This is a genomic window from Delftia deserti, assembly GCF_042653485.1.
Lineage (GTDB): Bacteria > Pseudomonadota > Gammaproteobacteria > Burkholderiales > Burkholderiaceae_C > Comamonas > Comamonas acidovorans.
Map to the genome: position 1 here is coordinate 2,534,190 of NZ_JBHSIH010000001.1, position 21,645 is coordinate 2,555,834.

21 protein-coding genes and 1 pseudogene are annotated in these 21,645 nt (G+C 68.6%); 15 read left to right on the forward strand and 7 right to left on the reverse strand.

The genetic code is table 11. The annotated features are described in order from the left end of the window. The first annotated feature begins 2 nt into the window (after nucleotides 1-2). From ACFPFG_RS12405 to ACFPFG_RS12470, 13 genes and pseudogenes are all read left to right on the forward strand, one after another. Nucleotides 3-704 (forward strand): biotin-independent malonate decarboxylase subunit gamma, encoded by a 702-nt coding sequence (locus tag ACFPFG_RS12405; RefSeq protein WP_380106786.1) that lies wholly within the window; start codon nucleotides 3-5, stop codon nucleotides 702-704. A gap of 14 nt (nucleotides 705-718) precedes the next feature. Then, entirely contained in the window at nucleotides 719-1,414 is a 696-nt protein-coding gene (mdcG, locus tag ACFPFG_RS12410) for a malonate decarboxylase holo-[acyl-carrier-protein] synthase (RefSeq protein WP_380106788.1), read from the forward strand. Beyond that, entirely contained in the window at nucleotides 1,411-2,271 is an 861-nt protein-coding gene (gene mdcB, locus ACFPFG_RS12415; protein ID WP_312377315.1) for a triphosphoribosyl-dephospho-CoA synthase MdcB, read from the forward strand. The genes mdcG and mdcB overlap by 4 nt, the downstream gene beginning before the upstream one ends. Next, nucleotides 2,268-3,179: an acyltransferase domain-containing protein gene (locus tag ACFPFG_RS12420; protein WP_380106791.1), complete on the forward strand. Its 912-nt coding sequence runs from the start codon at nucleotides 2,268-2,270 to the stop codon at nucleotides 3,177-3,179. Before mdcB ends, ACFPFG_RS12420 begins: the two co-directional genes overlap by 4 nt. Nucleotides 3,180-3,270: 91 nt before the next feature. Further along, entirely contained in the window at nucleotides 3,271-5,253 is a 1,983-nt protein-coding gene (gene acs, locus ACFPFG_RS12425) for an acetate--CoA ligase (RefSeq protein WP_380106793.1), read from the forward strand. 416 nt (nucleotides 5,254-5,669) lie between these two features. Then, nucleotides 5,670-6,614: an RNA polymerase sigma factor RpoH gene (rpoH, locus tag ACFPFG_RS12430; protein WP_183019120.1), complete on the forward strand. Its 945-nt coding sequence runs from the start codon at nucleotides 5,670-5,672 to the stop codon at nucleotides 6,612-6,614. 96 nt (nucleotides 6,615-6,710) lie between these two features. Then, nucleotides 6,711-7,703, forward strand: coding sequence for a Bug family tripartite tricarboxylate transporter substrate binding protein (locus ACFPFG_RS12435; protein ID WP_183019119.1), 993 nt, complete (start codon nucleotides 6,711-6,713; stop codon nucleotides 7,701-7,703). 19 nt (nucleotides 7,704-7,722) lie between these two features. Beyond that, complete coding sequence (locus tag ACFPFG_RS12440) at nucleotides 7,723-8,469, forward strand: sterol desaturase family protein (protein WP_380106795.1); 747 nt, start codon at nucleotides 7,723-7,725, stop codon at nucleotides 8,467-8,469. After that, complete coding sequence (locus ACFPFG_RS12445; RefSeq protein WP_380106797.1) at nucleotides 8,466-9,401, forward strand: fatty acid desaturase; 936 nt, start codon at nucleotides 8,466-8,468, stop codon at nucleotides 9,399-9,401. Before ACFPFG_RS12440 ends, ACFPFG_RS12445 begins: the two co-directional genes overlap by 4 nt. Nucleotides 9,402-9,416: 15 nt before the next feature. Then, nucleotides 9,417-11,369, forward strand: coding sequence for a 3-oxoacyl-[acyl-carrier-protein] synthase III C-terminal domain-containing protein (locus tag ACFPFG_RS12450; RefSeq protein ID WP_380106799.1), 1,953 nt, complete (start codon nucleotides 9,417-9,419; stop codon nucleotides 11,367-11,369). Then, nucleotides 11,369-12,358, forward strand: coding sequence for a DUF6999 family protein (locus tag ACFPFG_RS12455; RefSeq protein ID WP_380106801.1), 990 nt, complete (start codon nucleotides 11,369-11,371; stop codon nucleotides 12,356-12,358). The genes ACFPFG_RS12450 and ACFPFG_RS12455 overlap by 1 nt, the downstream gene beginning before the upstream one ends. Before the next feature lie 233 nt (nucleotides 12,359-12,591). Then, complete coding sequence (locus tag ACFPFG_RS12460; RefSeq protein WP_183019114.1) at nucleotides 12,592-13,275, forward strand: Crp/Fnr family transcriptional regulator; 684 nt, start codon at nucleotides 12,592-12,594, stop codon at nucleotides 13,273-13,275. Between the two features lie 76 nt (nucleotides 13,276-13,351). Continuing rightward, nucleotides 13,352-13,593: pseudogene (locus ACFPFG_RS12470) on the forward strand (helix-turn-helix domain-containing transcriptional regulator). Here ACFPFG_RS12470 and ACFPFG_RS12475 read toward each other — a convergent pair. After that, a complete protein-coding gene (locus ACFPFG_RS12475) occupies nucleotides 13,590-14,048 on the reverse strand; it encodes a helix-turn-helix domain-containing protein (RefSeq protein WP_197957290.1) in 459 nt (152 codons plus the stop codon). The pseudogene ACFPFG_RS12470 and the gene ACFPFG_RS12475 sit on opposite strands and share 4 nt — an antisense overlap. Before the next feature lie 149 nt (nucleotides 14,049-14,197). Here ACFPFG_RS12475 and ACFPFG_RS12480 point away from each other — a divergent pair, with 149 nt between their 5' ends. Beyond that, complete coding sequence (locus ACFPFG_RS12480; RefSeq protein ID WP_183019112.1) at nucleotides 14,198-14,593, forward strand: hypothetical protein; 396 nt, start codon at nucleotides 14,198-14,200, stop codon at nucleotides 14,591-14,593. Nucleotides 14,594-14,612: 19 nt separating this feature from the next. Here ACFPFG_RS12480 and ACFPFG_RS12485 read toward each other — a convergent pair whose 3' ends face one another. The 5 genes from ACFPFG_RS12485 to ACFPFG_RS12505 form a co-directional block, all read right to left on the reverse strand. Further along, the gene (locus ACFPFG_RS12485) at nucleotides 14,613-16,379 is read right to left on the reverse strand and encodes a putative bifunctional diguanylate cyclase/phosphodiesterase (RefSeq protein ID WP_197957291.1); all 1,767 of its coding nucleotides are present in this window, start codon (nucleotides 16,377-16,379) and stop codon (nucleotides 14,613-14,615) included. Continuing rightward, a complete protein-coding gene (locus ACFPFG_RS12490; RefSeq protein WP_197957292.1) occupies nucleotides 16,376-17,953 on the reverse strand; it encodes a methyl-accepting chemotaxis protein in 1,578 nt (525 codons plus the stop codon). The genes ACFPFG_RS12485 and ACFPFG_RS12490 overlap by 4 nt, the downstream gene beginning before the upstream one ends. Nucleotides 17,954-18,114: 161 nt before the next feature. After that, complete coding sequence (locus tag ACFPFG_RS12495) at nucleotides 18,115-18,729, reverse strand: SCO family protein (protein WP_183019109.1); 615 nt, start codon at nucleotides 18,727-18,729, stop codon at nucleotides 18,115-18,117. A gap of 188 nt (nucleotides 18,730-18,917) precedes the next feature. Next, nucleotides 18,918-19,607, reverse strand: a complete 690-nt coding sequence (locus tag ACFPFG_RS12500) for an SCO family protein (RefSeq protein ID WP_183019108.1) — start codon at nucleotides 19,605-19,607, stop codon at nucleotides 18,918-18,920. Continuing rightward, nucleotides 19,594-20,367, reverse strand: a complete 774-nt coding sequence (locus ACFPFG_RS12505) for an SURF1 family protein (RefSeq protein WP_380110260.1) — start codon at nucleotides 20,365-20,367, stop codon at nucleotides 19,594-19,596. The genes ACFPFG_RS12500 and ACFPFG_RS12505 overlap by 14 nt, the downstream gene beginning before the upstream one ends. A gap of 29 nt (nucleotides 20,368-20,396) precedes the next feature. Between ACFPFG_RS12505 and ACFPFG_RS12510 the strand changes: the two genes are divergently transcribed. Then, the gene (locus tag ACFPFG_RS12510) at nucleotides 20,397-20,639 is read left to right on the forward strand and encodes a twin transmembrane helix small protein (RefSeq protein WP_380106805.1); all 243 of its coding nucleotides are present in this window, start codon (nucleotides 20,397-20,399) and stop codon (nucleotides 20,637-20,639) included. 69 nt (nucleotides 20,640-20,708) lie between these two features. Here the strand turns inward: ACFPFG_RS12510 and ACFPFG_RS12515 are convergent, their stop codons facing one another. Beyond that, a complete protein-coding gene (locus ACFPFG_RS12515) occupies nucleotides 20,709-21,590 on the reverse strand; it encodes a cytochrome c oxidase subunit 3 (RefSeq protein ID WP_183019106.1) in 882 nt (293 codons plus the stop codon). Between the last annotated feature and the right edge of the window lie 55 nt (nucleotides 21,591-21,645).

Genomic DNA, 21,645 nt, shown 5'->3' on the forward strand with positions numbered 1-21,645 from the left:
CCATGCAATGGAACACACTTGCCGAGCACCTGTTCGGCCCGGGCCACCAGATTCAGGCCAACGGCGATTTCCTCGAAGGCCACGCCGTGTTCGATGGCCAGACCCTCGCCATCGTCGGCACCACGGGCCACGCGCCCATCGGCGTGCGGCTGGCCCTGGCCCAGGCCCGGGTGGTGCTGGAGACGGTCGGCGCGCACCCTGGCCGCCCCATCGTGCTGCTGATCGACACGCAGGGCCAGCAACTGCGCCGCCATGACGAGCTGCTGGGCATCAACCGCGCCATGTCCCACCTGGGCACCTGCATCGACCTGGCACGGCGCCGGGGCCACCGCGTCATCGGCCTGGTCTATGACCAGGCGCTGTCGGGCGGCTTCATCACCTCGGGCCTGATCGCCGATGCCTGCTACGCCCTGCCCGAGGCCGAGATCCGCGTGATGCGCATCCCCGCCATGTCGCGCATCACCAAGCTGCCCGAGTCCCTGCTCAATGCCCTGTCCGAGTCCAACCCGGTGTTCGCGCCCGGCGTGGGCAACTACGTGGCCATGGGCGGCGTGCGCGGCCTGTGGCAAGGCGATCTGCAGGCGGCGCTGCGCGACGCCCTGGCCCACAGCCCGCGCGAGGACATGCGCGCACTGGACGGCGCCGAGCGCGGCGGCCGCAAGCTGGCCGCCGAGGTGGTGCAGCGCGTCCTGGCCGCTGGATGAAGGCAGGCCGCAGCATGCTGGACACCCTGCACCGCCACCAGCTGGTGGACCTGGGCCCGCAGGCCTGGGCGGACCTGCTGGAACGCCCCTGGGATGCGCAGGCGCGCGAGATCCTCACGCACTGGCGCGACCATGCACTGCCGCTGGTGGTCGCGCGGCAGTCGGCCGACCACGCCGGCGCCGGCCGGATGGCGCTGGGCCTGCCTGCGCCCGGGCGCTGGCAGCGGCGGCGCATGGGCTTCGATGTGGCGCGCGGCGCGGCCATCGGCACCCGCGAATTTCCCTCGCTGGACGAGCTGATAGCCTCGCCCCTGGCGGTGTCCGACGCCCTGCGGCAGGCGCTGGACTCCTTGCAGCAGCGATTGCACACGGCCGGGGCGACGGGCTTTGTCTTCGGCAGCCACGGGTGGCAGTGCCTCACGGGCCTGCCCTATCTGCGGCCCGGCTCGGACATCGACCTCTGGGTGCCGGTCGATGGTGCCGAACAGGGCGATCGGCTGGCCGCCCTGCTGCAGGCCATGCCGCAGGAAGGCCCGCGCGTGGATGCCGAGCTGGTGTTTCCCGGCGGCTGGGCCGTGGCCTGGCGCGAATGGGCCACCTGGCGTGCAGGCAGGGTGCGATCGGCCCTGGTCAAGGGCCTGCACGGGGTGGCACTGCGTGAAGACCATGAATGGTGTGCGTCGGCTGCGGCGCCTGGAGTTCCTGCATGAAACCTGCCCTTCTCCACCCGGCCCGGGCCTTGCCATCGACCGGGCATATCGGCCGCGCGGCCACGCTGGCCCTCTACGACGAACTGTCGCTGACACCCAAGCCCGGCCTGGTGACCCTGGTGGACCGCGGCAGCCATGACGACATGGATGCCCACAGCTTCATGCGCAGCCTGTTCGCGCTGCGCAGCTACTTCCCCAAAATGGCCCAGGCGGGTAGCCAGGGCGCATCGTTTCCCGTGCTGGAGCGCCTGGGCATCGAGGCGGAGCAGCGCATGCTGGCCGCCACCGGCGGCATCAACACCCACCGTGGCGCCGTCTTCATGCTGGGCCTGCTGTGCGCGGCCGGCGGCGCGGTGCTGGCCGAGCAGGCCTGCATTCCCGGCCCCGCGTGGCTGCGCGAGGCCCTGTGCCGCCACTGGGGGGATGCGCTGCAGCAGCGCAGCCTGCGGACCTCCGCCCTGCCCGGCGGCATCGCCGCGCGCCGCCACGGCCTGCGGGGCGCATCGCAGGAGGCTGCCCTGGGTTTTCCCGTCCTGTTCGACACCGCCGTGCCGGCGCTGGCCAGAGCGCATGCCAGCGGGCTGCCCGCTCCCTTGGCGCGGCTGGAGGCCCTGTTCCACATCATGGCGGTGCTGGACGACTGCAACCTCGCCCACCGCGCGGGCATGCAGGGGCTGCGCCATGGCCAGGATGCCGCGCGGCGCTTTCTCCAGGCAGGCGGCTGCGCGCATCACGACGGCCTGTCCAGGGCGCAGGCCATTTGCGACGATTTCGTGGCGCGCCGCCTTTCGCCGGGCGGCGCGGCCGATACCCTGGCGGCGGCCTGCTGGGTGCTGCGTGTCTGCGGGCGGCCATGAGCTTTGCACTGCTGTTTTCGGGCCAGGGTACGCAGCATCCCGCCATGCTTCCCTGGCTGGCGGACGATGCATGGACACAGGCAGTCTGCGAACAGCTGCAGGTTGCGCACTGGCGCGACAGGTTGGCCGATGCGCCGTGGACCGAGTCCAACGCCGTGGCCCAGCCCCTGCTGGCGGGCCTGGCCATGGCCGCGTGGATGCAGCTGTCCCCGCAACTGCCCGCGCCTTCGGCCGTGGCGGGCTACAGCGTGGGGGAACTGCCCGCATTCGGTGCCGCGAGCGCGCTGGATGCCTGCGACATCGTTGCCCTGGCCGCGCGCCGCGCGGCGGCCATGGACCGCTGCGCCCAGCAAATGCCCGGCGGCGGGCTGCTGGCCGTCAGCGGCCTGCCGCCCGCACGCATGGCCGCCCTGCTGGAGACGACCGGGCTGGCCGTGGCCATACGCAACGGCACCGAGAACCTCATCCTGGGCGGCCCCCATGCGGCGCTGGAGCAGGCGCAGGCGCTGGCGGCCCGCCAGGGCGCGCATGCCACCCGTCTGCGCGTGCAGGTGGCGTCCCACACCCCGTGGATGCGCCAGGCCGCCCAGGCCTTCGCACAGGACCTGGGCCAGGCGGCCGTGCACGCGCCCGCCGTGGCGCTGTTCAGCAACACGGCCCGGCGCGTGCGTGACGCCGCAGGCGCCCGCACGGCCCTGTCCGAGCAGATAGCGGGCACGGTGCACTGGGACGACTGCATGGACAGCATTGCCGCTCGCCAGGTGCGGTGCGTGCTGGAAATCGGCCCCGGCCAGGCGCTGGCACGCCTGTGGAACCAGCGCCATCCGGACATTCCGGCCCGCTCCTGCGACGACTTCCGCAGCGCGGCAGCCATTGCCGGCTGGATAGGCCGGCACTGCGGGGACTGACGCCCCGGGGCCTTGCGCCTGAGCCTTTGCGACTGAGGCTCTGCGCCGGTTTCGTGACCCCCTTGATTTCTAGACCCAGGAGACAACCACCATGAGCCAAGACCTTGCACCGTCCCTTGCACCGTCCTATCCCCCATCTGCAGAGCTGGCCCGAAATGCGCGCGTGAGCGGGCGCGCCGCCTACGACCGGCTCGTCGCGGAGGCGGACGCCGACCCGCAGGCGTTCTGGGGCCGGCTCGCACGCGAGTTCGTCGCGTGGAAGCGCCCGTTCACACGCGTGCTCGATGAAAGCCGCGCCCCGTTCTACGAATGGTTCAATGACGGCACGCTCAACGCCAGCTGGAACTGCCTGGAGCGCAACATCCAGCGGGGGCTGGGCGAGCGCACGGCCCTCATCTTCGAAGCCGATGACGGCGCGGTGACGCAGGTGACCTATGCGCAGCTTCTTGTGCGGGTCAATCGCCTGGCCAACGCCCTGCGCAGCCTGGGTGTCGGCAAGGGCGACCGCGTCGTCATCTACATGGCCATGTCGATCGACGGCGTGGCCGCCATGCAGGCCTGCGCACGCATAGGCGCCATTCACTGCGTGGTGTTCGGCGGCTTCTCCGCCACGGCGCTGCGCGACCGCATCGCGGACACGGGGGCCTGCGCCGTCATCACGGCAGACCAGCAAGTGCGGGGAGGACGGCAATTGCCCCTCAAGAGCATCGTGGACGAGGCCCTGGCCCAGCCCGGCTGCGAGCAGGTCCGCCACGTGCTGGTGGCACGGCGCACGGGCGGCGCCATCGCCATGCACCAGCCCCGGGACCTGTGGCTCGACGAAATCACCGCAGCCCGGAGCGATGTCTGCGAACCGGAATGGGTGCAGGCCGAGCATCCGCTGTTCCTGCTCTACACCTCGGGCTCCACCGGAACCCCCAAGGGCGTCCAGCACGCCACGGGAGGCTATCTGCTGCATGCCGCCGTGACCTGCGCCTGGACCTTCGACCTCCAGCCCTGCGATGTCTTCTGGTGTACGGCGGACATCGGATGGGTGACCGGCCATACCTATATCGCCTACGGCCCGCTGGCGCTGGGCGCCACCCAGGTGGTGTTCGAGGGCGTGCCCACCTACCCGGACGCGGGACGCTTCTGGAAAATGATCGAGGCCCACGGGGTGACGGTCTTCTACACGGCGCCCACGGCCATTCGCTCGCTGATCAAGGCCGCCGACGCCGATGCGCAGGTGCATCCCGCGCGCTACGACCTGGGCAGCCTGCGCATCCTGGGGTCCGTGGGCGAGCCGATCAATCCCGCCGCCTGGCACTGGTACCACGAGCAGGTGGGCGGGGGCCGCTGCCCCATCGTCGATACGTTCTGGCAGACGGAGACGGGCGGGCACATGATCACGCCGCTGCCCGGCGCCACGGAACTGGTGCCGGGCTCCTGCACGCTGCCCTTCCCGGGCATTGCCGCCGCCGTGGTGGACGAGGCCGGCAACGAGCTGCCCTGGGGCGACAGCGGCATCCTGGTGATCAAGCGCCCCTGGCCCTCCATGATCAGGAACATCTGGGGCCATCCCGAGCGGTTTGTCGCCAGCTACTTTCCCGAAGAGTTCAAGGGCCGCTACTACCTGGCGGGAGACGGCGCGGTCCGCGATGCGCGCACCGGCTACTTCACCATCACCGGCCGCATCGACGATGTGCTGAACGTCAGCGGCCACCGCATGGGCACGATGGAGATCGAGTCCGCCCTGGTGGCCATGACCGACCTGGTGGCGGAGGCCGCCGTCGTGGGCCGGCCCGACGACACGACGGGAGAGGCCATATGCGCCTTCGTCGTCCTCAAGCGTTCGCGGCCCAGCGGCGCCGAGGCGGCCGACATCGCCAGGCTGCTGCGGGAGTGGGTGGCCAAGGAGATCGGGCCGATCGCCAAGCCCAGGGACATCCGGTTCGGGGACAACCTGCCCAAGACCCGCAGCGGCAAGATCATGCGGCGATTGCTGCGCAGCATTGCACGCGGCGAGCCCATCGTGCAGGACACCTCCACCCTGGAGAACCCGGCGATCCTGGAGCAGCTGTCACAGGCCTGCTGAAGGCCGGGCGGCAAGCCACAGGCGATGCAGCGCCGTCAGGCCGCGAGACCCGCGAGGCAGCTCGGCCGCTCAAGCATCCCAGATGCTGGAGAACAGTTGCCGGGCGCGCCCCGCAGGGCCTGGTGGATGACGGTTGCGGCAAGCCCGGCACGGTGGTATCCAGCGGCGAAGCTGCAGCCGGCCTGCTGCAACTGGGCCGGCAGATTGAAAGCCTGCTGGAAAAACTGTAATGCTCTCCCGGCAATATGCGCCCACCGCTGGCAAGCAGGGTTTCCAAAAATCGCTCAGACTAGGCACAAACGACTTTTGGCACTCCAAAAATGAGTGCAACCGTCTGAAAAACCCACGGAACTTTGGCTTTAGCACTCGGTCATAACGAGTGCTAATATGAAGGAATGGAAGAAAGGAACTCTGCAATGACAAACGCCTCCGGCTCCATTGCGACCACCTTGGCACCCGCTAACCCCTGGGCCCTGGTGCCGCCTCTGGGCAATCTGGATGCCTACATTTCCGCGGTCAACCGCCTGCCCATGCTCACCCTCGAGGAAGAGCAGGACTATGCCCGCAAGCTCAAAGAACACAGCGATCTGGACGCCGCAGGGCGTCTGGTGATGTCCCACCTGCGCCTGGTGGTTTCCATCTCGCGCCAGTACCTGGGCTACGGCCTGCCGCACGGCGACCTGATCCAGGAAGGCAACGTGGGCCTGATGAAGGCCGTCAAGCGCTTCGACCCCGATCAGAACGTGCGCCTGGTGAGCTACGCCATGCACTGGATCAAGGCCGAGATCCACGAGTACATCCTCAAGAACTGGCGCATGGTCAAGGTCGCCACGACCAAGGCCCAGCGCAAGCTGTTCTTCAACCTGCGCTCCATGAAGCAGGGCCTGAAGTCCGATGCCGCCATGGCCGAGGACGGCGCCATGCTGCGCGATACGCTGACCTCGGGCGAGATCGACGCCGTGGCCGAGAAGCTCAACGTCAAGCGCGAAGAAGTCATGGAGATGGAAACGCGCCTGGCCGGTGGCGACGTGCTGCTGGATCCCTCGCCCGGCGACGATGGCGAACAGGCCTTCGGCCCCATCGCCTACCTGGCCGATGGCGCACACGAACCCACGGCCATGATCGAGTCGCGCCAGCGTGACCATCTGGCCACCGACGGCATTGCCATGGCGCTGGAGTCGCTGGATGACCGCAGCCGCCGCATCGTCGAGGAGCGCTGGCTCAAGGTCAACGACGACGGCTCGGGCGGCATGACGCTGCATGAGCTGGCCGCCGTCTACGGCGTGAGCGCCGAGCGCATCCGCCAGATCGAGGTGGCTGCCATGAAGAAGATGAAGAAGGCCCTGGCCGAATTCGCCTGATGGCCTGACGGCCTGGGCTGACAAGCCGCTTCAAGACAAACCCGGATAATCTCCGGGTTTTTTATTGCCCGCAGCCTTTGCGGCCCACACGCCCCCATGCCCGCCAGCGCCATCTCGCCATTACGCCGCCTCTTCGCCAATGCCTTGGCCACCGCCCTGGCCTCGGCCCTGCTGCCTTGCGCTGCCGTGGCGGGCGACGACTGGCCCAGCAAGCCGCTGCACCTGATCGTCGGCTTTCCCGCCGGCTCCTCCCCCGACCTCACGGCGCGCGCCCTGGCGGAGCCGCTGGAAAAGCGCCTGGGCCAGCCCGTCATCGTCGAGAACAGGGTGGGCGCAGGCGGCAACATCGCGGGCGAGCAGGTGGCCCGTGCGCGCGACGGCCATACCTTCAGCGTGATGATCAACGGCAACCTGACGATTGCCCGCCTGCTCAACCCCGCTGTGCGCTACGACCCTGTGAAGGATCTGCAGCCCGTCAGCCTGATCGGCGTGGCGCCCCTGGTGCTGGTGGCTCCGGCCGGCGCGCCCGAGGGCCGCGCCTTCCTGGAGGCCGCTGCCCAGGCTGGCAGCCGCTGGAGCTACGGTTCCCCAGGCGTGGGCACGGTGGGCCACCTGGGCATGGAGCTGCTCAAGAGCCGCTCCGCGCTCAGGCCCGAACACATCCCCTACCCCGGCTATCCGCAGGTGTTCAACGCCATCCAGGGGGGCGACCTGCAGCTGTCCATGCTGCCGCCCGCACTGGCCATGGCCCAGGTGCAGGCCGGCAAGCTGCGCGGCGTGGCCGTGACCTCGGCCGCGCGCAGCCCGCTGGCGCCGGGACTGCCCAGCCTCAAGGAGCTGGGCGTGGGGGATTTCGATCTGGAGATCTGGAACGCCGTGGCCGCGCCCAAGGCCATGCCCGCCGCCCATGTGCAGAAGCTGGCCGAGGCGGTGGGCGAGATCGTGCGCTCGCCCGAGATGCGTGCACGCCTGGCCGCCCAGGGCTGGCAGGCTGTCGGCAGCTCGCCCGAGGGCCTGGCCCTGCGCATACGCCAGGACGTGACGGCACTGGGCCGCATCATCCGCGAACAGGGAATCCACGCGCAATGACGTGCTCGATCACACTGCCATGACCGCTGCCCAAGCCTTCACCGAACTCAACGCCTGGCAGGTCATGGCCTGGGGCCTGCTCTTCTTCGGCGTGCTGTACACGGCCGGCGGCTGGGGCATGACGGCGCTCACGCGCTGGCTGCAGCGGCGCGGCACGGGCCGCGTGCTGGACACGCGCCCGCTCAAGCCCGACCAGTTGCGCCGCGAATGGCGCCAGTCGCTGCATTCGGTGCTGATCTTCGGCATCGGCATGATCGTGCCCTGGGGCCTTCTGCAACTGGGCTGGGCGCGGCTGGAGCCCGATGCAGGCCCCTGGCGCATCGCCATCGAAATCGTGGTGCTGCTGATCTGGAACGATGTGCACTTCTGGATCAACCACCGCCTGCTGCACACGCGGCTGCTGGGGCGCTTTCATGGTGACCACCACCGCTCCATCGTCACCACGCCGTGGTCCACCTACAGCTTCCATCCCATCGAGGCGCTGATGCTGGGCAACGTCATCCTGCTGCCCATGGTGGTGCATGACTTCAGTTTCTGGTCGCTGGCCTCGGTGCCGGTACTCAGCCTGCTGCTCAACGTCATAGGCCACTCCAACTACGACTTCTTCCCCGGGGTGTCCGACACGCATGCGCTGGCCGCCAGCCGGCGCCACCATCTGCACCATGCCCGGCCCAATGGCAACTACGGCTTTGCGCTGGCCTTCATGGACCGGCTGATGCGCACGCGCGTGGCACTGCCCCCCACGGCCCGGCCCAGGACTGAATGAGCCGACCGACCGCCCGCCACATCCAGCCACGGCTGCCCCGGCTGCGCCACTGGCGCGACCTGCAGTCGCTGGCCTATCTGGTGGCGCTGCCGCTGATCGTGTGGTGGCAGTGGCGGCATGGCTGGAACCTGTGGCTCTACGGGATCGAACTGTTCCTCACGCTGGGCGTGGGCGTCATCCACCACAACCACACGCATTTGCGCATGTGGCGCGGGCGCTGGACCAATCGCTTCACGGACTACTGGCTGACCCTGCTGCAGGGCCACCCGACCTTTGTGTTCTGGCCCGCCCATGTGGCCAACCACCACCGCTTCCGCCATGGCCCGCGCGACATGGCACGCACCTACCGCTTCGGCGGCGACCACAACCATCTGCTGGGCTACCTGCTCCACCCACTGCAGGCCGGCTGGGTGCTGTACCCGCTGTTCCTGCGCTGGCTGGGACAGCTGCGCCGGCACTGGCCCGGCGCCTTCCGCTACTGCATGGGCCAGTACCTGCTGTGGCTGGGCAGCTGGGCGCTGCTGCTGTCGCTGGATTGGCAAAAGGCCTTGCTGCTGGTGATCGTTCCCCAGCTGCATGGCCTGCACTGGCTGCTGGCCACCAACTACCTGCAGCACGCCCATGCCGATGGCCGGCCGCTGACGCGCGGCCAGCGGCTGGACAGCGCCACGCCACTGAACTACGCGCGCAATTTCGAGGGCTGGGTCAATCCGCTGCTGTTCAACATCGGCCTGCACACGGCCCACCACGAGCGGCCCCAGGCCCACTGGTCCGAGCTCACGCGCCTGCACAGCGAACACTACCGCCAGCGCGTGGCCCCTGCGCTCAACGAAGGCGGACTGCTACCCTACATGGCCCGCGTCTTCGTGCTCGGCACGGTCTGGCCGCCGGCGCGCACGCGTGCGCAAATGCCTCCCGGAACATACGACTGATACGACCCTGAACCCATGCCCGTCGCCTATTCCAATGTCTATCTGCATGCCGCAGGCATGTTCCTGCCCGGTGAACCCGTGGACAACGCAGGCATGGATGCCTACGTGGCGCCGCTCAACCGCCTGTCCGAGCGCCTCAAGCGCCGCATCCTGGCCGAGAACGGCATTGTCCAGCGCCACTACGCCATAGACGCCGAAGGCCGCACCGTCCACAGCAACACGGCCATGGCCGCCCAGGCCATCCATGACTGCCTGGCACAGGCCGGGCGTGCGCTGGGCGATGTCGGCTTCCTGGCCAGCGGCTCCTCGGGCGGCGATGCCCTCATGCCCGGCTTTGCCAACATGATCCAGGGAGAGATGGCCGCGCCGCCCATGGAGACCCTGTCCGTGCACGGCGTCTGCGCCGCCAGCGTGGGCGCGCTGCAGGCAGCGGCCCAGGCCGTGGACCGCGCGCCCGACTCGCTGGCCCTGGCCGTGGCCAGCGAAATGCCCTCGCGCCTGTTCAAGCGCTCGCGCTTCGCGGCCCAGGGATACGACACGGATTTCGACGCCCACTTCCTGCGCTGGATGCTGTCCGATGGCGCAGGCGCCGTGCTGCTGGGCGGCCCGCAGGCCCTGCCCCATGCACCCGGCCTGCGCCTGAAGCTGTGCTGGACGCACCTGCGCAGCTTTGCGGGCGACTACCCGGTCTGCATGCAGCTGGGCCTGACGCCCGACCGTGCCACCAGCCACCTGGACTTTGCCGCCTGGGGCGATGCCGAGGCCGCAGGCGCGCTGTCGCTGCGCCAGGACATCCGCCTGCTGCCGCACCTGTTCGATGTCTGCATCCACGAATACGCCCACCTGGCCCACACGGGCTGGGTGCCCGGGCGCGGCATCGACCATTTCCTGTGCCACTACTCGTCCGAGCGCTTCATCCCCGTGGTCGATGAGTTGCTGGGCAAGGCCCAGCTCGGCATCCCGCGCGAGCGCTGGTGGAGCAACCTGGCCTGGCGCGGCAACACGGGCGCGGCCTCCATCTTCGTGATGCTGTCCGAGTTCCTGCGCACGCAATCGGCGCGCCTGAAGCACGGCGACACCGTGCTGTGCTTCATTCCCGAATCGGGCCGCTTCACGGCCGGCTACATGCTGCTGGAAGTGGAGGATGCGGCCCAGGCTCCCACCGCCACCCGGGCCACGGCCGCAGCACGCAGTGCCACCGCCGAAGCTCCCGCTGCTCCGGACCTGCTGCCCGATGCCTCCACCATCGCCCCGCCCCATGACCCGGACCAGGCGCCGGCCGCGCTGGCACCGCTGCTGACCGAGCTGGCCAGCCTCTGGCAGGACTACCGCTCGCGCGTGTGGCGCACGCCGCTGCTGCAGCGCATACGCACAGGCAGGCTGCAGACCGCCGACTACGTGCGTTGGATGAGCCACTGGGTTCCCCAGGTGCGCGAGGGCAGCCTGTGGATGCGCGAGGGCGCGGCCTCGCTGACCGGCGAGCACGCGGCGCTGGCCGCACTGATCGACGTGCATGCGGGCGAGGAGCAGAACGACTTCCGCATCCTGCACGAGGACTACCTCAAGGCCGGCGGCACCGAGACCGATCTCACACGCCTGCGCCGCAACCCCGGCGGCGAGGCGCTCAACGCCTACCTGCACGGCCTGGCCGCCACGCCCAATCCGATCGGCCTGCTGGGCGCCATCTACATCATCGAGGGCACGGGCCAGCGCATCGTGCCCAGCCTGCTGCCGCTGCTGCGCGCCAGCCTGCCGCTGCCGCCCGATGCCTTCCGCTTCCTGGAATACCACGGCGCCAACGACGAACACCACCTGGAGCGCTGGCTCATGGCCGTGCAGATGGTGATGGCGCTGGACGGCACAGGCGGCAGCGGGGGCACGGCGGCGCAGGCCATCGTGCGCACCGCGCGCCACACGGCGGCGCTGTACCTGATGCAGTTCGAGCATGTCCTGCCCGAGGAGCACTGATGCAACCCCCAGACTTCATCGAACCGCCCCACGACGAGCGCGACCCCAGCCCCTGGCGTGCGCTGTACCTGGACCAGAGCACGCCGCTGCCCGACGACGTCAAGGCCGCCTGGCTGCGCGACTGCAGCAGCGGCTCGCGCCAGTACCTGCTGCCCTTCCTGCGGCCGCTGGCACGCACCAGCATCGTGCTCATCCAGATCCTCAAGGTGCTGCTGCCGCGCAACTGGGCGCACTCCAGGCTGCTGCACAGGCTGCTGGCCTTCAGCATGAACCGCTTCGTCTCGCCCGAGGCCAACTGGCTCATCCTGCGCCATTTCCACCTGGGCTCGCAGATCCTGGCCTTTGTCGCGGCCAACGCGCCCACGCCCGTGGCCACCACGCCGCTGGAGCCGGGCAGCATCGACGACATCAAGGACGACCTGTTCCTCAGGCACGACCTGAACCTGTTCAACTTCGTCATCCGCCTGAACAACGCGCTGCGCGCCGCAGGCCAGGAACTGCAGCCCGTGGCCGAGCCCGACTTCGCCATGCTGCGCAACCCGCCCCTGCGCCTGGAGGACATGCCGCGCGGCCGCCTGAACCTGCTGGACCTGCAAAGCGCCATCGAGGTCTACACGCCCGTCTACCAGCTGCTGCTGACCGACAACGACTTCTGGCGCGCCAGCAACTCGCTGCAGCTGGACGAAACCGTGGCCATCTATGCGGCCAAGATCCTCGCCTCGCCCGAGCACCTGGTCATGCTCAACAACAAGCACCCGCTGGTGCCCCTGTCCACCCTGCGCGCCGGCCACCGCCTGGTGCTGCACGGCCTGTCCACCGAAATGCTGCACTGCCTGCTGATGAAGGTCGCCGGCGGCGACATCCCTTTGCCCGCACGCGAACTGGCACGCATGCGCGAGGCGGCCCGCACCCACGGCAGTGACAGCAGTGACGGCAGCGGCAGCAGTGACAGCAGCGCCAACAACGCCGACAGCACCGCAGCCGTCTGACCCAGGTCAAGAAACAGCGGCAGATGGCCGCCATCCCGCACGAAACGCGTTACATCATGTTGCATTCAACGGCATAGCCCGCTAGCCTGCACGGCTTCTCCCGGGGCGCGCCGCCCGGGTCCATTGCCGGTGCCCTGGGTGGCTTTCTGCCCGCCCAGGCTGCGGCGCATCCTAGCCTGCGTGCCATGCCATCGTCGTCCTCCACGCCTTCAGCGGTTCGCTGCAGCGAATGCATGCGTTCGTCCCATTGCCTGCTGGGCCAATTGCCCGAGCCCGCATTCCGCCAATGGCTGCCGCATATCCGGGAACGCGGCCTGGCCAAGGGGCACAGGCTTCAGGCGCAGGGCAGCGTCGCCCATGAATTCCAGGTGATCAAGATCGGCTTCGTACTGGCCATGCGCCAGGGCGCCGACGGCGTGGCACGGCCCGTGGCACTGTTCGGCAACGGCCATGCGCTGGGCAGCCCGGGCTGGCTGCAGCAGCCCTCGGCCATGCACTTCGAGGCGCTGGGCCCCGGCCGCATCTGCTGCGTGGACATCCCCACCATCACACGCCGCGGCCTGGTCGATGCCGACTTCGTGCGCGCACTGGCCACCAGCTACACCCACAACAACGCCCTGCTGGCCGAATGGGCACGCATCGTGCGCATCCCCGGCGTGCTGCGCCAGCTGGCCGCCACGCTCATGCAGCTGGCGTCGCTGCAGTCGAGCCTGCTGGTGCGCCTGCCCAGCCAGGGCGCACTGGCCGCCCTGCTGGCCACCACGCGCGAGACCATCGCGCGCAGCCTGGTGCGCCTGGTGCAGCTCGGCGCACTGGAGCGGCCGGACCGATGGCATTGCGTGCTGCAGCCTGCGGTGTTGCTGAGGATCAGTGGGGGAGGCGTGAGGGATTTGGAGTACCAGAGGATGGGAGGCTGAACACCCATACCAGGCTCCTTTTTTCGGGCCAGGCTAGCGTATGTACTACATCCAACGCGATCATGTTCTGATCGTGATGCTTGGCGGCGCAGACAAGTCCAGCCAGGCGCAGGACATTGCTGCGGCTCTGGGCGACATCGCACGCGCGCGCGGTGCGGCATGACTCAGCTCGCTCGCGACACCGGACTTTCTCGCGAAAGCCTCTACAAAAGCCTGTCTGGCCTGTTGCCCCCTTGTTTCAGATCGGGGCGCTGCAAGCGGTTACGACAGCGCAGGCCTTTCGCCTCGGCCCTCACGATCCGCAATAGAAAAGACTAGTCTTTTCCATCCTTTTTCTTCCCACCGCCCAATGCCTGCTCCAACCGCTCGATACGGTGAAGAAGCTCTCCGTACCTGGCCTCTGTCTGCGCCTCGAATTCAAGCACCATCCGGCGAAACAGCGACTCTGGAGCCAGTCCCGTTCGGGAAATGATTTCCCCCCATCGCCTTGCCGTATCCGCGGTGGCTCGCAAGACCAGATTTGACGCAGGCTCGCCCACACCGGGCGGTTTTTCATTCTCCGGCACCCCTGTTCCGCTGAGCAACCACTCCAGGTCCACAGCGAGCGCGGCAGCCAGGCGCTTGGCAACATCCGGGCGCGGCTTCGCTCTCCTGGTCTCGTAACGGCTGATCTGCGTCGCCGCAATGTCGCTGGCTGCAGCCAGCTCGACCTGGGTCAGGTGCAGGCGGCTTCGAGCGTCCGCCAGACGGTTCGCGAAATCGGGATTTCCCATGAAGGATTGAAAAAGGCTATCAAAGACTAGCCTTTTGATGTACTATTCATTCACACTCGACAGCAGCCACTGGCGAGCCCGCTTGCAAGATCCGTATCGCTCAAACACACGGATCTGCTGATTCGCGCCCTTTCAGGAGGAACGAAACCATGTCGGATGATGGCATATCGGCGCCTGCCCGCCAGGCATGTGCAGGCAGCCCCCCGCAGCCTGCGTTCAACGCCGAGGACCTGGCGTCCGATGCGCTGTGCCATATGGAAGCGGCGCTGGCCGTGCTGGAAGTGCACGCGCAGCGGTGCCAGTATCCGGACGTGCATGCTGCGCTCGATTTGCTGCGCAGCTACTACGACACGGCCTATGGCCACATGGACAGCGAGCCCCTGCCAGACATGGAGTCTGTGGTATTGCCCAGAATGTCTTCGGACCTGGACCGTGTCGTCGGAATCCTCCAGCGGGTGAACGGCGACGACAGGGATGACCTCATGCTGCACGCCGTGAATCATCTGTTGCGCGCTGCGCGCAGGCACATCCAAAGGCAGGCCTGAACCAGGGTCTGTTCACACCCTAGGCCACCCCCGCCTGCTGCGCCAACAGCGTCGCCACGGGCCTGTGGATCAGTGCTGGAATCTGCTCTGCCGGCATGGCGCGGGCGAATAGCCAGCCCTGGTAGGCGTCGCAGTCCAGGATGCGCAGCAGGCGCAGTTGCTCGGCCGTTTCCACGCCTTCGGCGACCACCTGCAGGCCCAGGGTGCGGGCCAGCGCGATCACGGCCTTGACGATCTTGGCGTCGGCCGGGCTGTCGAGCATGGGGCCGATGAAGGTGCGGTCGATCTTCACGCGCGAGACGGGCAGATCGCGCAGGTGGGCCAGCGAGGAGTAGCCGGTGCCGAAGTCGTCCAGCACCACGCACACGCCGGCCGCCAGCAGGCTGCCCAGCAGCTCGCGCGCCTGCAGCGGGTCGGTCATGGCGGCGGACTCGGTGACTTCCAGCTCCAGCAGGTGCGGCGGCACGCCATGCCGGGCCAGGCTGGCCATGAGGCGCTGCTGCAGGTCGGCCTGGCGCAGTTGCTGGGCCGAGAGGTTGACCGCCACGCGCAGCGGCATGCCTGCGCGCAGCCAGTCGCCGGCCTGGCGGCAGGCAGCATCGATCACCCACTCACCCAGGGCCAGGATCAGGCCCGTGGATTCGGCCACGGGCACGAAGCGTTCGGGCGAGACCCAGCCCATCTGCTCGTCGTTCCAGCGCAGCAGGGCTTCCACGCCCTGGACCTGGCCGCCCAGCACCTGCACCTGGGGCTGGAAGTGCAGGCTCAGCAGACCCCGGTCCAGGGCGTGCTTGAGGCGTTCGTGCAGCAGCACTTTCTCGGCCATGGCCTCGCCCATGGCGCTGGCGTAGCGCGCATAGGAGGCACGGCCGCGCTGCTTGGCGTCGTACATGGCCATGTCGGCATAGCGCATGAGGGTGGCCGCATCGCCCGCGTCCTGCGGATAGAAGGCTGCGCCCACGCTGGCGCCGAAGTTCAGCGCGTAGTGGCCTATGGTGCAGGGCCGGCACAGCTCGTGCAGCAGCGCGTCTATGCGCTGGCGCAGATCGGGCTCGTTGCAGGGCTGCAGCAGGGCGGTGAACTCGTCACCGCCCATGCGCGCCAGCGTGGCCGAGCCGCCCAGCGCGGCCTGCAGGCGGCGCGCCACCTCCTTGAGTACCTGGTCGCCCACGTCATGGCCATAGCCGTCGTTGATGGCCTTGAAGTTGTCGAGGTCGAGCAGCAGCAGCGCAAAGGACGCGGGGCCGGCACCCGAGCCCGCCTGTGCCTGCGAGATCGCCTGCTCCAGCTGCAGCCCGAACTGCCAGCGGTTGAGCAGGCCGGTCAGGGTATCGTGGGTGGCGTGGTAGTGCATGCAGGCCTCCATCTGGCGCAGCTGCGACAGGTCCCGCACAAAGGCCACGGCCACACCGCCGCCGTGCGGCGAGTGGCCCAGGGCGATGTCCACGGACAGGCGCTTGCCGTCCTTGCGCAGCAGCCACAGATCGCGCCCCTGGCCCATGGGCCGGCGCGCGGGCTGGGCGAAGTAGGACTGCAGTTGCGGCCCGTGGGCCGCGTGCGCCTCGGCCGGCAGCAGCATCTGCAGCGGGTGGCCCAGCAATTCGGCGGTGCCATAACCGCTCATGGCCTGTATGGCGGGATTGGCCAGCAGGATGCGGCCGCCGCGGTCCACGAGCAGGATGCCGTCGGGCGCGGCCTCCATTGCCACGCGCTTGAGGTCTTCGTCCAGCGCCTCGCCCGGAGCTGCGGAGTCGCCGGCATCCATGCTCCAGCCCGGCGCCATCATGCGGACGCCCCGCTGCCGTGAAATACCGATGCCGCAGCCTCCAGCGCCTGCGCCTGTGCGGCCAGCAGCTGTGCGTGCCCGATGGTGTCGCGCGCCAGAGCGGCATTGTGCTGGGTCATCTGTTCGAGCTGCTGCACGGCGGCCTGCACCTGCTGCACGCCGCCGGCCTGGGCCTGGCTGGCGGCCTGCATGCCTTCGGCCAGCACCAGTTGCTCGCGCATATCGGCCTGCACAGCCTGCATGGCCTCGCCCACTTCGCGCGCCATGGCGCAGCTTTGCGCCACCTGCTGCTGCGATGCCTCGATCAATGCCTTGATCTGGCGCGCGGCGTGGGCGCTGCGCTGGGACAGGCCGCGCACCTCGTCGGCCACCACGGCAAAGCCCTTGCCGTGTTCCCCGGCGCGTGCGGCTTCCACGGCGGCGTTGAGCGCCAGCAGGTTGGTCTGGAAGGCAATGCCGTCGATGAGCGAGCTGATCTGCCCCACCTGGTCGCTGGTCTGGGCCACGCCGCGCATGCCCTGGTCCAGTTGCACGACCATGCGGCTGCTCTGCCCTGCCATGTCCACGCCGTGCCGCGCGCGGGCGGCGGCCTCGCCGGCCTGGGCGCTGCTGCGCTCGATGGCGCCGGCCAGGGCCTGCATGGCCTGGGCCGATTGCTCCAGGCTTGCGGCCGCGGCCTCGGTGCGATCGCTCAGTTCGGTGCTGCCCTGCTGCACGGCCAGCGCGCAGCGGCGCACCTGGTCGCTCTTGCCCTGGATGTCGCCGACCAGGGAGACCAGGTTGAGCCCGGTCTGCCGCACGGCGCTGCCGATGGCACCGATCTCGTCCGTGCGCTGCAGGAACAGTGCATCGGTCTGCTGCCCGCTGGCCACGGCCTGGGCCTGGCCGCGCAGTGCCGCCAGGGGCATGAGCAGACGGCTGCGCAGCCACTGCCCGGACGCCACGCAGGCCAGGCTCCAGATCAGCCAGGCCGGCCAGACCTCGGCCAGCGGCACGGCCGATGGCTGCAGCGCGGGTGACCACAACCCGGCCGAACCCAGCAGCCACAGGCCGGCCACCACGGCCTGCACGCGCCAGGCCAGTGGCCGAAAGCGCCACCACCGCTGCAGCGCGCCCACGGCGCCGCGCCCCACGGGAAAGCCCCGGTGCAGGCCAAGCGAGCGCACGCCGGCATTGATCTGTTCATAGAGCGCCGCATGCTGCTGCACCTCGCGCGGCTCGGGCCGGGTGCGCACGGACAGGTAGCCGACCACGGCGCCCGCATGGCGTATGGGACTGGCGTTGGCACGCACCCAATAATGGTCGCCGTTCTTGCGCCGGTTCTTGACCAGGGCGCTCCAGGGCAGCCCGCGCTGGATGGTGGACCACATGTCGGCAAAGGCGGCGGCCGGCATGTCGGGATGGCGCACGATGCTGTGGGCCTTGCCGTAGAGCTCGGCGGCCTCGAAGCCGCTGACGCGGATGAAGGCATCGTTGGCATAGACGATGCGCCCCTTCAGGTCGGTGACGGAAAGAAGCGTCTCTCCTTCGCTCAGAGGGTACTCACGCTGGGTGACGTACACGTTTCGCCGCATGGATCAGGTCTCTCGGAGATGGGCGGGGCGTCGGCATGACATCCCCAGGCGGGGCCCACTCTAAGCAGTCCTGAGGCGATGCACATCAGGGATGGTGCGCTGCAGCGCACCTAAACGCAGCCAATGTGACGGGGGTCACATTGGCTGCGGCGCGCGCAGGATCAGGAGCGTTTTTCCTGCAGCAAGGCCTTGACGTCGGCACCCAGCACCTGCGGGCCGCCGCCGTATCGCTCATACACGCGCAGGCGGCCGGCCGTGTCATAGACATAGCTGCCGGCCGAATGGTCCAGCGTGTAGCTGCCTTCGGTCTTGCCGGGCACTTTCTTGTAGAACAGCTTGAAGTCCTTGGCGACGGCGGCGGTCTCGTCCGGCGTGCCGTGCAGGCCGACGAAGCCGGGGTCGAAATTGCCCAGGTAGGCCTTGAGCACCTCGGGCGTGTCGCGCTCGGGGTCCAGGGTGACGAAGACGCCCTGCAGCTTGTCGCCATCGGCGCCCAGCTGCTGCTTGACCTCGACCAGCTCCTGCAGGGTGGTGGGGCAGACATCGGGGCATTGCGTGTAGCCGAAGAAGACCACGACGACCTTGCCCGCAAAGTCCTTGAGGCTGCGCTGCCTGCCGTCCACATCGCGCAGGGGAATGTCCTTGGCGTATTCGGCGCCCGTGACATCGACGCCCTGGAAACTGGTCTTTGCCTCGCGCGAGCACCCGCTCAGCGCCAGGGCGCCCCATGCCATGGCGGTCAAGCCCAGAACGCGCAGCGCTGTCCGTTTGTTCATGCTTCCTCAACAAGGTAGTTGCCGCAGGCTGCGTGGCCGCAAAGGCTGCGCGCCGGCCCGGGCTGGAAAGGGAAAAGGCGAAAGCGTCCGCTGAAGGAGCTTTCGCACAGCCGCAAACCATAACCCATAACCGCAAGACCCCGGGGCTGCGGGGCCTGCCTGCCTGCCTGCCTGTCTACTGGCCAGCCCTACCCGCCGTCGCCCGGACGCCCTGCCGTGTCCCAGGAAGCCGAGGCACGCAGCAGCCGGTCCAGGTCGCGCTTGGCCTTGCCGGCATCGGCCATGCCCAGGCCGGCGGGCATGCGCATCATCCAGTGGCCCTGCGGGTCCACCACATACAGGTGGTCCTGCAGCGCCTGGCCGGCCGCCGGCTGCAGCCAGCCGCGCAGCACGGCCTCGGGCACGCGCAGCACCGTGGCCTGGGCCAGCGCGGGGCGCAGGTGCGCGGGCACGGCTGCGTCGTCGGAGATGAGCCAGACCCGGTCCAGCCGGTCCTTTTCGCGGCCCAGTGTCTCGCGCAGCTGGCGCTGCAGATAGAGATGGCTTTCGCAGGCGCTACCGCAGGCACCGCCCGCCACGCTGAGAAGCAGCCACTGGCCCTTGAGCGACTGCAGCGGCAGCGGCGCGCCGTCCAGCGTGGTGGCCGTGGCCGAAGGCAGGGCCGGCTGGGCCGCGATCAGCTCGCCAAAGCTGCGCTGCTGGCCGGGCCGCAGCACGTAGTAGGTGAGGTAGGAGGCCACCACGGGCGCGGCACAGACCGCGAACACGGCCAGCATCTTCCAGCGGCCGCTGCGCGTGCGTTGCGCGCCAGCCAAGCCCGGCTGCAAGGGCGGCAGGCCATGGACGGTCATCTCCAGGGGAGTCTCAGGGGCGGGCATGGCGCGGGCGGACAAAGCGTCGGACGATTTGGAACCAGACATACAAAAGCGTGATCAGGGCCGCGAGTCCAAACCATTGGAACGCATAGCCATGGTGTTTCTCGACACCGGCCGTCACAACGGGCCAGTCGCGCCGCAGGCCTTCGCTGGCTTCGCCGGTCTGCAGCAGGCTCCAGTCGCGCAGCGGCAGCCCGGAGGCCACGGCCCATTCGGCAATGTCCACATTCTGTCGGATGCGCGACTTTTGCCCATCAGGGTCTGCCCCTGCCCGGCCGAATTCGTAGAGCCGGGACGGCGCGGCCTCCATGCGCCCCTGGACGGTGACCAGGCCTTCGGGCGTCTGTACCTCGGGCAAGGCCGCGCGGTCCAGGAAATTGCGCGGCACCCAGCCGCGCTGCACGGCAATCACCACATCCTCATGCGGCGCGGCCAGCCGCAGCGGCGTGAGCACGAAGAAGCCCGGCTGGCCCTGCATCTGGCGGTTGTCCAGGTACAGCGACTGCCCGGCAATCCAGTGGCCCTGCAGTCGCACGGGCCGGTGCAGCCAGGGTGCCGCCTCGGGGTTCATGGCAGCACCGGGCTGCATGGGCGCCAGCTGCGCGTTGTCCAACGGCGGCAGGTCCTGCTGGCGCTGCACGGCATCGAACAATTGCTGCTTGTAGGCCGCGCGCTGCAGTTGCCAGCGGCCCAGGGACAGCGTGATGGCCACGCCGATCAGCGCGGCCAAGGTGATCAGTACAAACCGCCAGCGGTCTGGCATTCTGGAAACACGCACCGGATAATCCACCCATGAAATTCGTGATCGTTCTCGCCCTGCTGGCCATTGTCGCCAGTCTGGGCAGCGCCTTGTTCTTCATGATGCGCCGCAATCCCGAAGACCAGGAGGGTCCGGGCGACGACAGGCACCGCAGCCGCGCCATGTTCCGCGCACTGGCGCTGCGCGTGGGCCTGTCCATCGCGCTGTTCCTGTGCGTGCTGCTGGCCGCCAAGCTGGGCTACATCCATCCCACCGGCTGGACCGCCGGGCAATAGACAAGCCCCCTGCCCCGCAAACAAAAAGAAGCGCCCAGGCGCTTCTTTTTGCATGGGGCGGACTGGCCCTCACATCCAGTACACGAGGACGTAGAGGAACAGCCAGACCACGTCCACGAAGTGCCAGTACCAGGCCGCGCCCTCGAAGCCGAAATGCCGCTCGGACGTGAAGTGCCCCGCATGCAGGCGCATGGTGATGAAGAACAGCATCAGCATGCCCACGAAGACGTGGAAGCCGTGGAATCCCGTGAGAAGGAAGAAGGTCGAGCCGAACACGCCCGAGGACAGCTTGAGGTTCAGCTCGGTGTACAGGTGGTAGTACTCGTAGCCCTGCACGCACAGGAAGACGAAGCCCAGAACCACCGTCATCCACATGAAGGCGATGGTGCGGGCGCGGTGGCCGGCCTGCAGCGCATGGTGGGCAATGGTCAGCGTCACGCCCGAGGTCAGCAGCAGCGCCGTGTTGATGGTGGGCAGCCAGAACGGGCCCACGGTCTGGAAGGGCTCGACGCTGTTGGCCGGCGAGGCCGTGGCACCGGCCGCCATGCTGGGCCAGACGGCCTTGAAGTCGGGCCACAGCAGGGCGTTGTCCAGGCTGCCCAGCGCGGGCACCGAATGCGAGCGCGCCCACCACAGGGCGGTGAAGAAGGCGCCGAAGAACATCACCTCGGAGAAGATGAACCAGCTCATGCTCCAGCGGAAGGACAGGTCGATCTTGCGCCCGTACTTGCCCGACTCGCTTTCATGCGCGGCTTCCCGGAACCAGAAAAAGAGCACGGCCAGCCACCAGACCAGGCCAAGGCCCAGGCTGTACATGCCCCATTCATGCCCGTTGATCCAGTTGCCTGCGCCCAGGATCACGAAGAACAGCCCCGTCGCCGCCATGACGGGGTGGCTGGACTCTGCCGGCACGTAGTAGTAAGGCGTTTTGCCGTGGGTGGTTGCACTCATTGCTCAGCTCCTGAAATTCTTGGTTCTCTGTTTCCCGTGTATCACTCTCTGTCCC

Bases quoted from the DNA above. Each gene is read 5' to 3' on its own strand.
- ACFPFG_RS12440 (WP_380106795.1), top strand. From the start codon at position 7,723: ATGACCGCTGCCCAAGCCTTCACCGAACTCAACGCCTGGCAGGTCATG.
- ACFPFG_RS12405 (WP_380106786.1), top strand. From the start codon at position 3: ATGCAATGGAACACACTTGCCGAGCACCTGTTCGGCCCGGGCCACCAG.
- ACFPFG_RS12505 (WP_380110260.1), bottom strand. From the start codon at position 20,367: ATGCCAGACCGCTGGCGGTTTGTACTGATCACCTTGGCCGCGCTGATC.
- ACFPFG_RS12445 (WP_380106797.1), top strand. From the start codon at position 8,466: ATGAGCCGACCGACCGCCCGCCACATCCAGCCACGGCTGCCCCGGCTG.
- ACFPFG_RS12475 (WP_197957290.1), bottom strand. From the start codon at position 14,048: ATGGGAAATCCCGATTTCGCGAACCGTCTGGCGGACGCTCGAAGCCGC.
- ACFPFG_RS12455 (WP_380106801.1), top strand. From the start codon at position 11,369: ATGCAACCCCCAGACTTCATCGAACCGCCCCACGACGAGCGCGACCCC.
- ACFPFG_RS12480 (WP_183019112.1), top strand. From the start codon at position 14,198: ATGTCGGATGATGGCATATCGGCGCCTGCCCGCCAGGCATGTGCAGGC.
- ACFPFG_RS12485 (WP_197957291.1), bottom strand. From the start codon at position 16,379: ATGATGGCGCCGGGCTGGAGCATGGATGCCGGCGACTCCGCAGCTCCG.
- acs (WP_380106793.1), top strand. From the start codon at position 3,271: ATGAGCCAAGACCTTGCACCGTCCCTTGCACCGTCCTATCCCCCATCT.
- ACFPFG_RS12500 (WP_183019108.1), bottom strand. From the start codon at position 19,607: ATGCCCGCCCCTGAGACTCCCCTGGAGATGACCGTCCATGGCCTGCCG.
- ACFPFG_RS12420 (WP_380106791.1), top strand. From the start codon at position 2,268: ATGAGCTTTGCACTGCTGTTTTCGGGCCAGGGTACGCAGCATCCCGCC.
- mdcG (WP_380106788.1), top strand. From the start codon at position 719: ATGCTGGACACCCTGCACCGCCACCAGCTGGTGGACCTGGGCCCGCAG.
- ACFPFG_RS12515 (WP_183019106.1), bottom strand. From the start codon at position 21,590: ATGAGTGCAACCACCCACGGCAAAACGCCTTACTACTACGTGCCGGCA.
- rpoH (WP_183019120.1), top strand. From the start codon at position 5,670: ATGACAAACGCCTCCGGCTCCATTGCGACCACCTTGGCACCCGCTAAC.
- ACFPFG_RS12495 (WP_183019109.1), bottom strand. From the start codon at position 18,729: ATGAACAAACGGACAGCGCTGCGCGTTCTGGGCTTGACCGCCATGGCA.
- ACFPFG_RS12435 (WP_183019119.1), top strand. From the start codon at position 6,711: ATGCCCGCCAGCGCCATCTCGCCATTACGCCGCCTCTTCGCCAATGCC.
- ACFPFG_RS12460 (WP_183019114.1), top strand. From the start codon at position 12,592: ATGCGTTCGTCCCATTGCCTGCTGGGCCAATTGCCCGAGCCCGCATTC.
- mdcB (WP_312377315.1), top strand. From the start codon at position 1,411: ATGAAACCTGCCCTTCTCCACCCGGCCCGGGCCTTGCCATCGACCGGG.
- ACFPFG_RS12490 (WP_197957292.1), bottom strand. From the start codon at position 17,953: ATGCGGCGAAACGTGTACGTCACCCAGCGTGAGTACCCTCTGAGCGAA.
- ACFPFG_RS12450 (WP_380106799.1), top strand. From the start codon at position 9,417: ATGCCCGTCGCCTATTCCAATGTCTATCTGCATGCCGCAGGCATGTTC.
- ACFPFG_RS12510 (WP_380106805.1), top strand. From the start codon at position 20,397: ATGAAATTCGTGATCGTTCTCGCCCTGCTGGCCATTGTCGCCAGTCTG.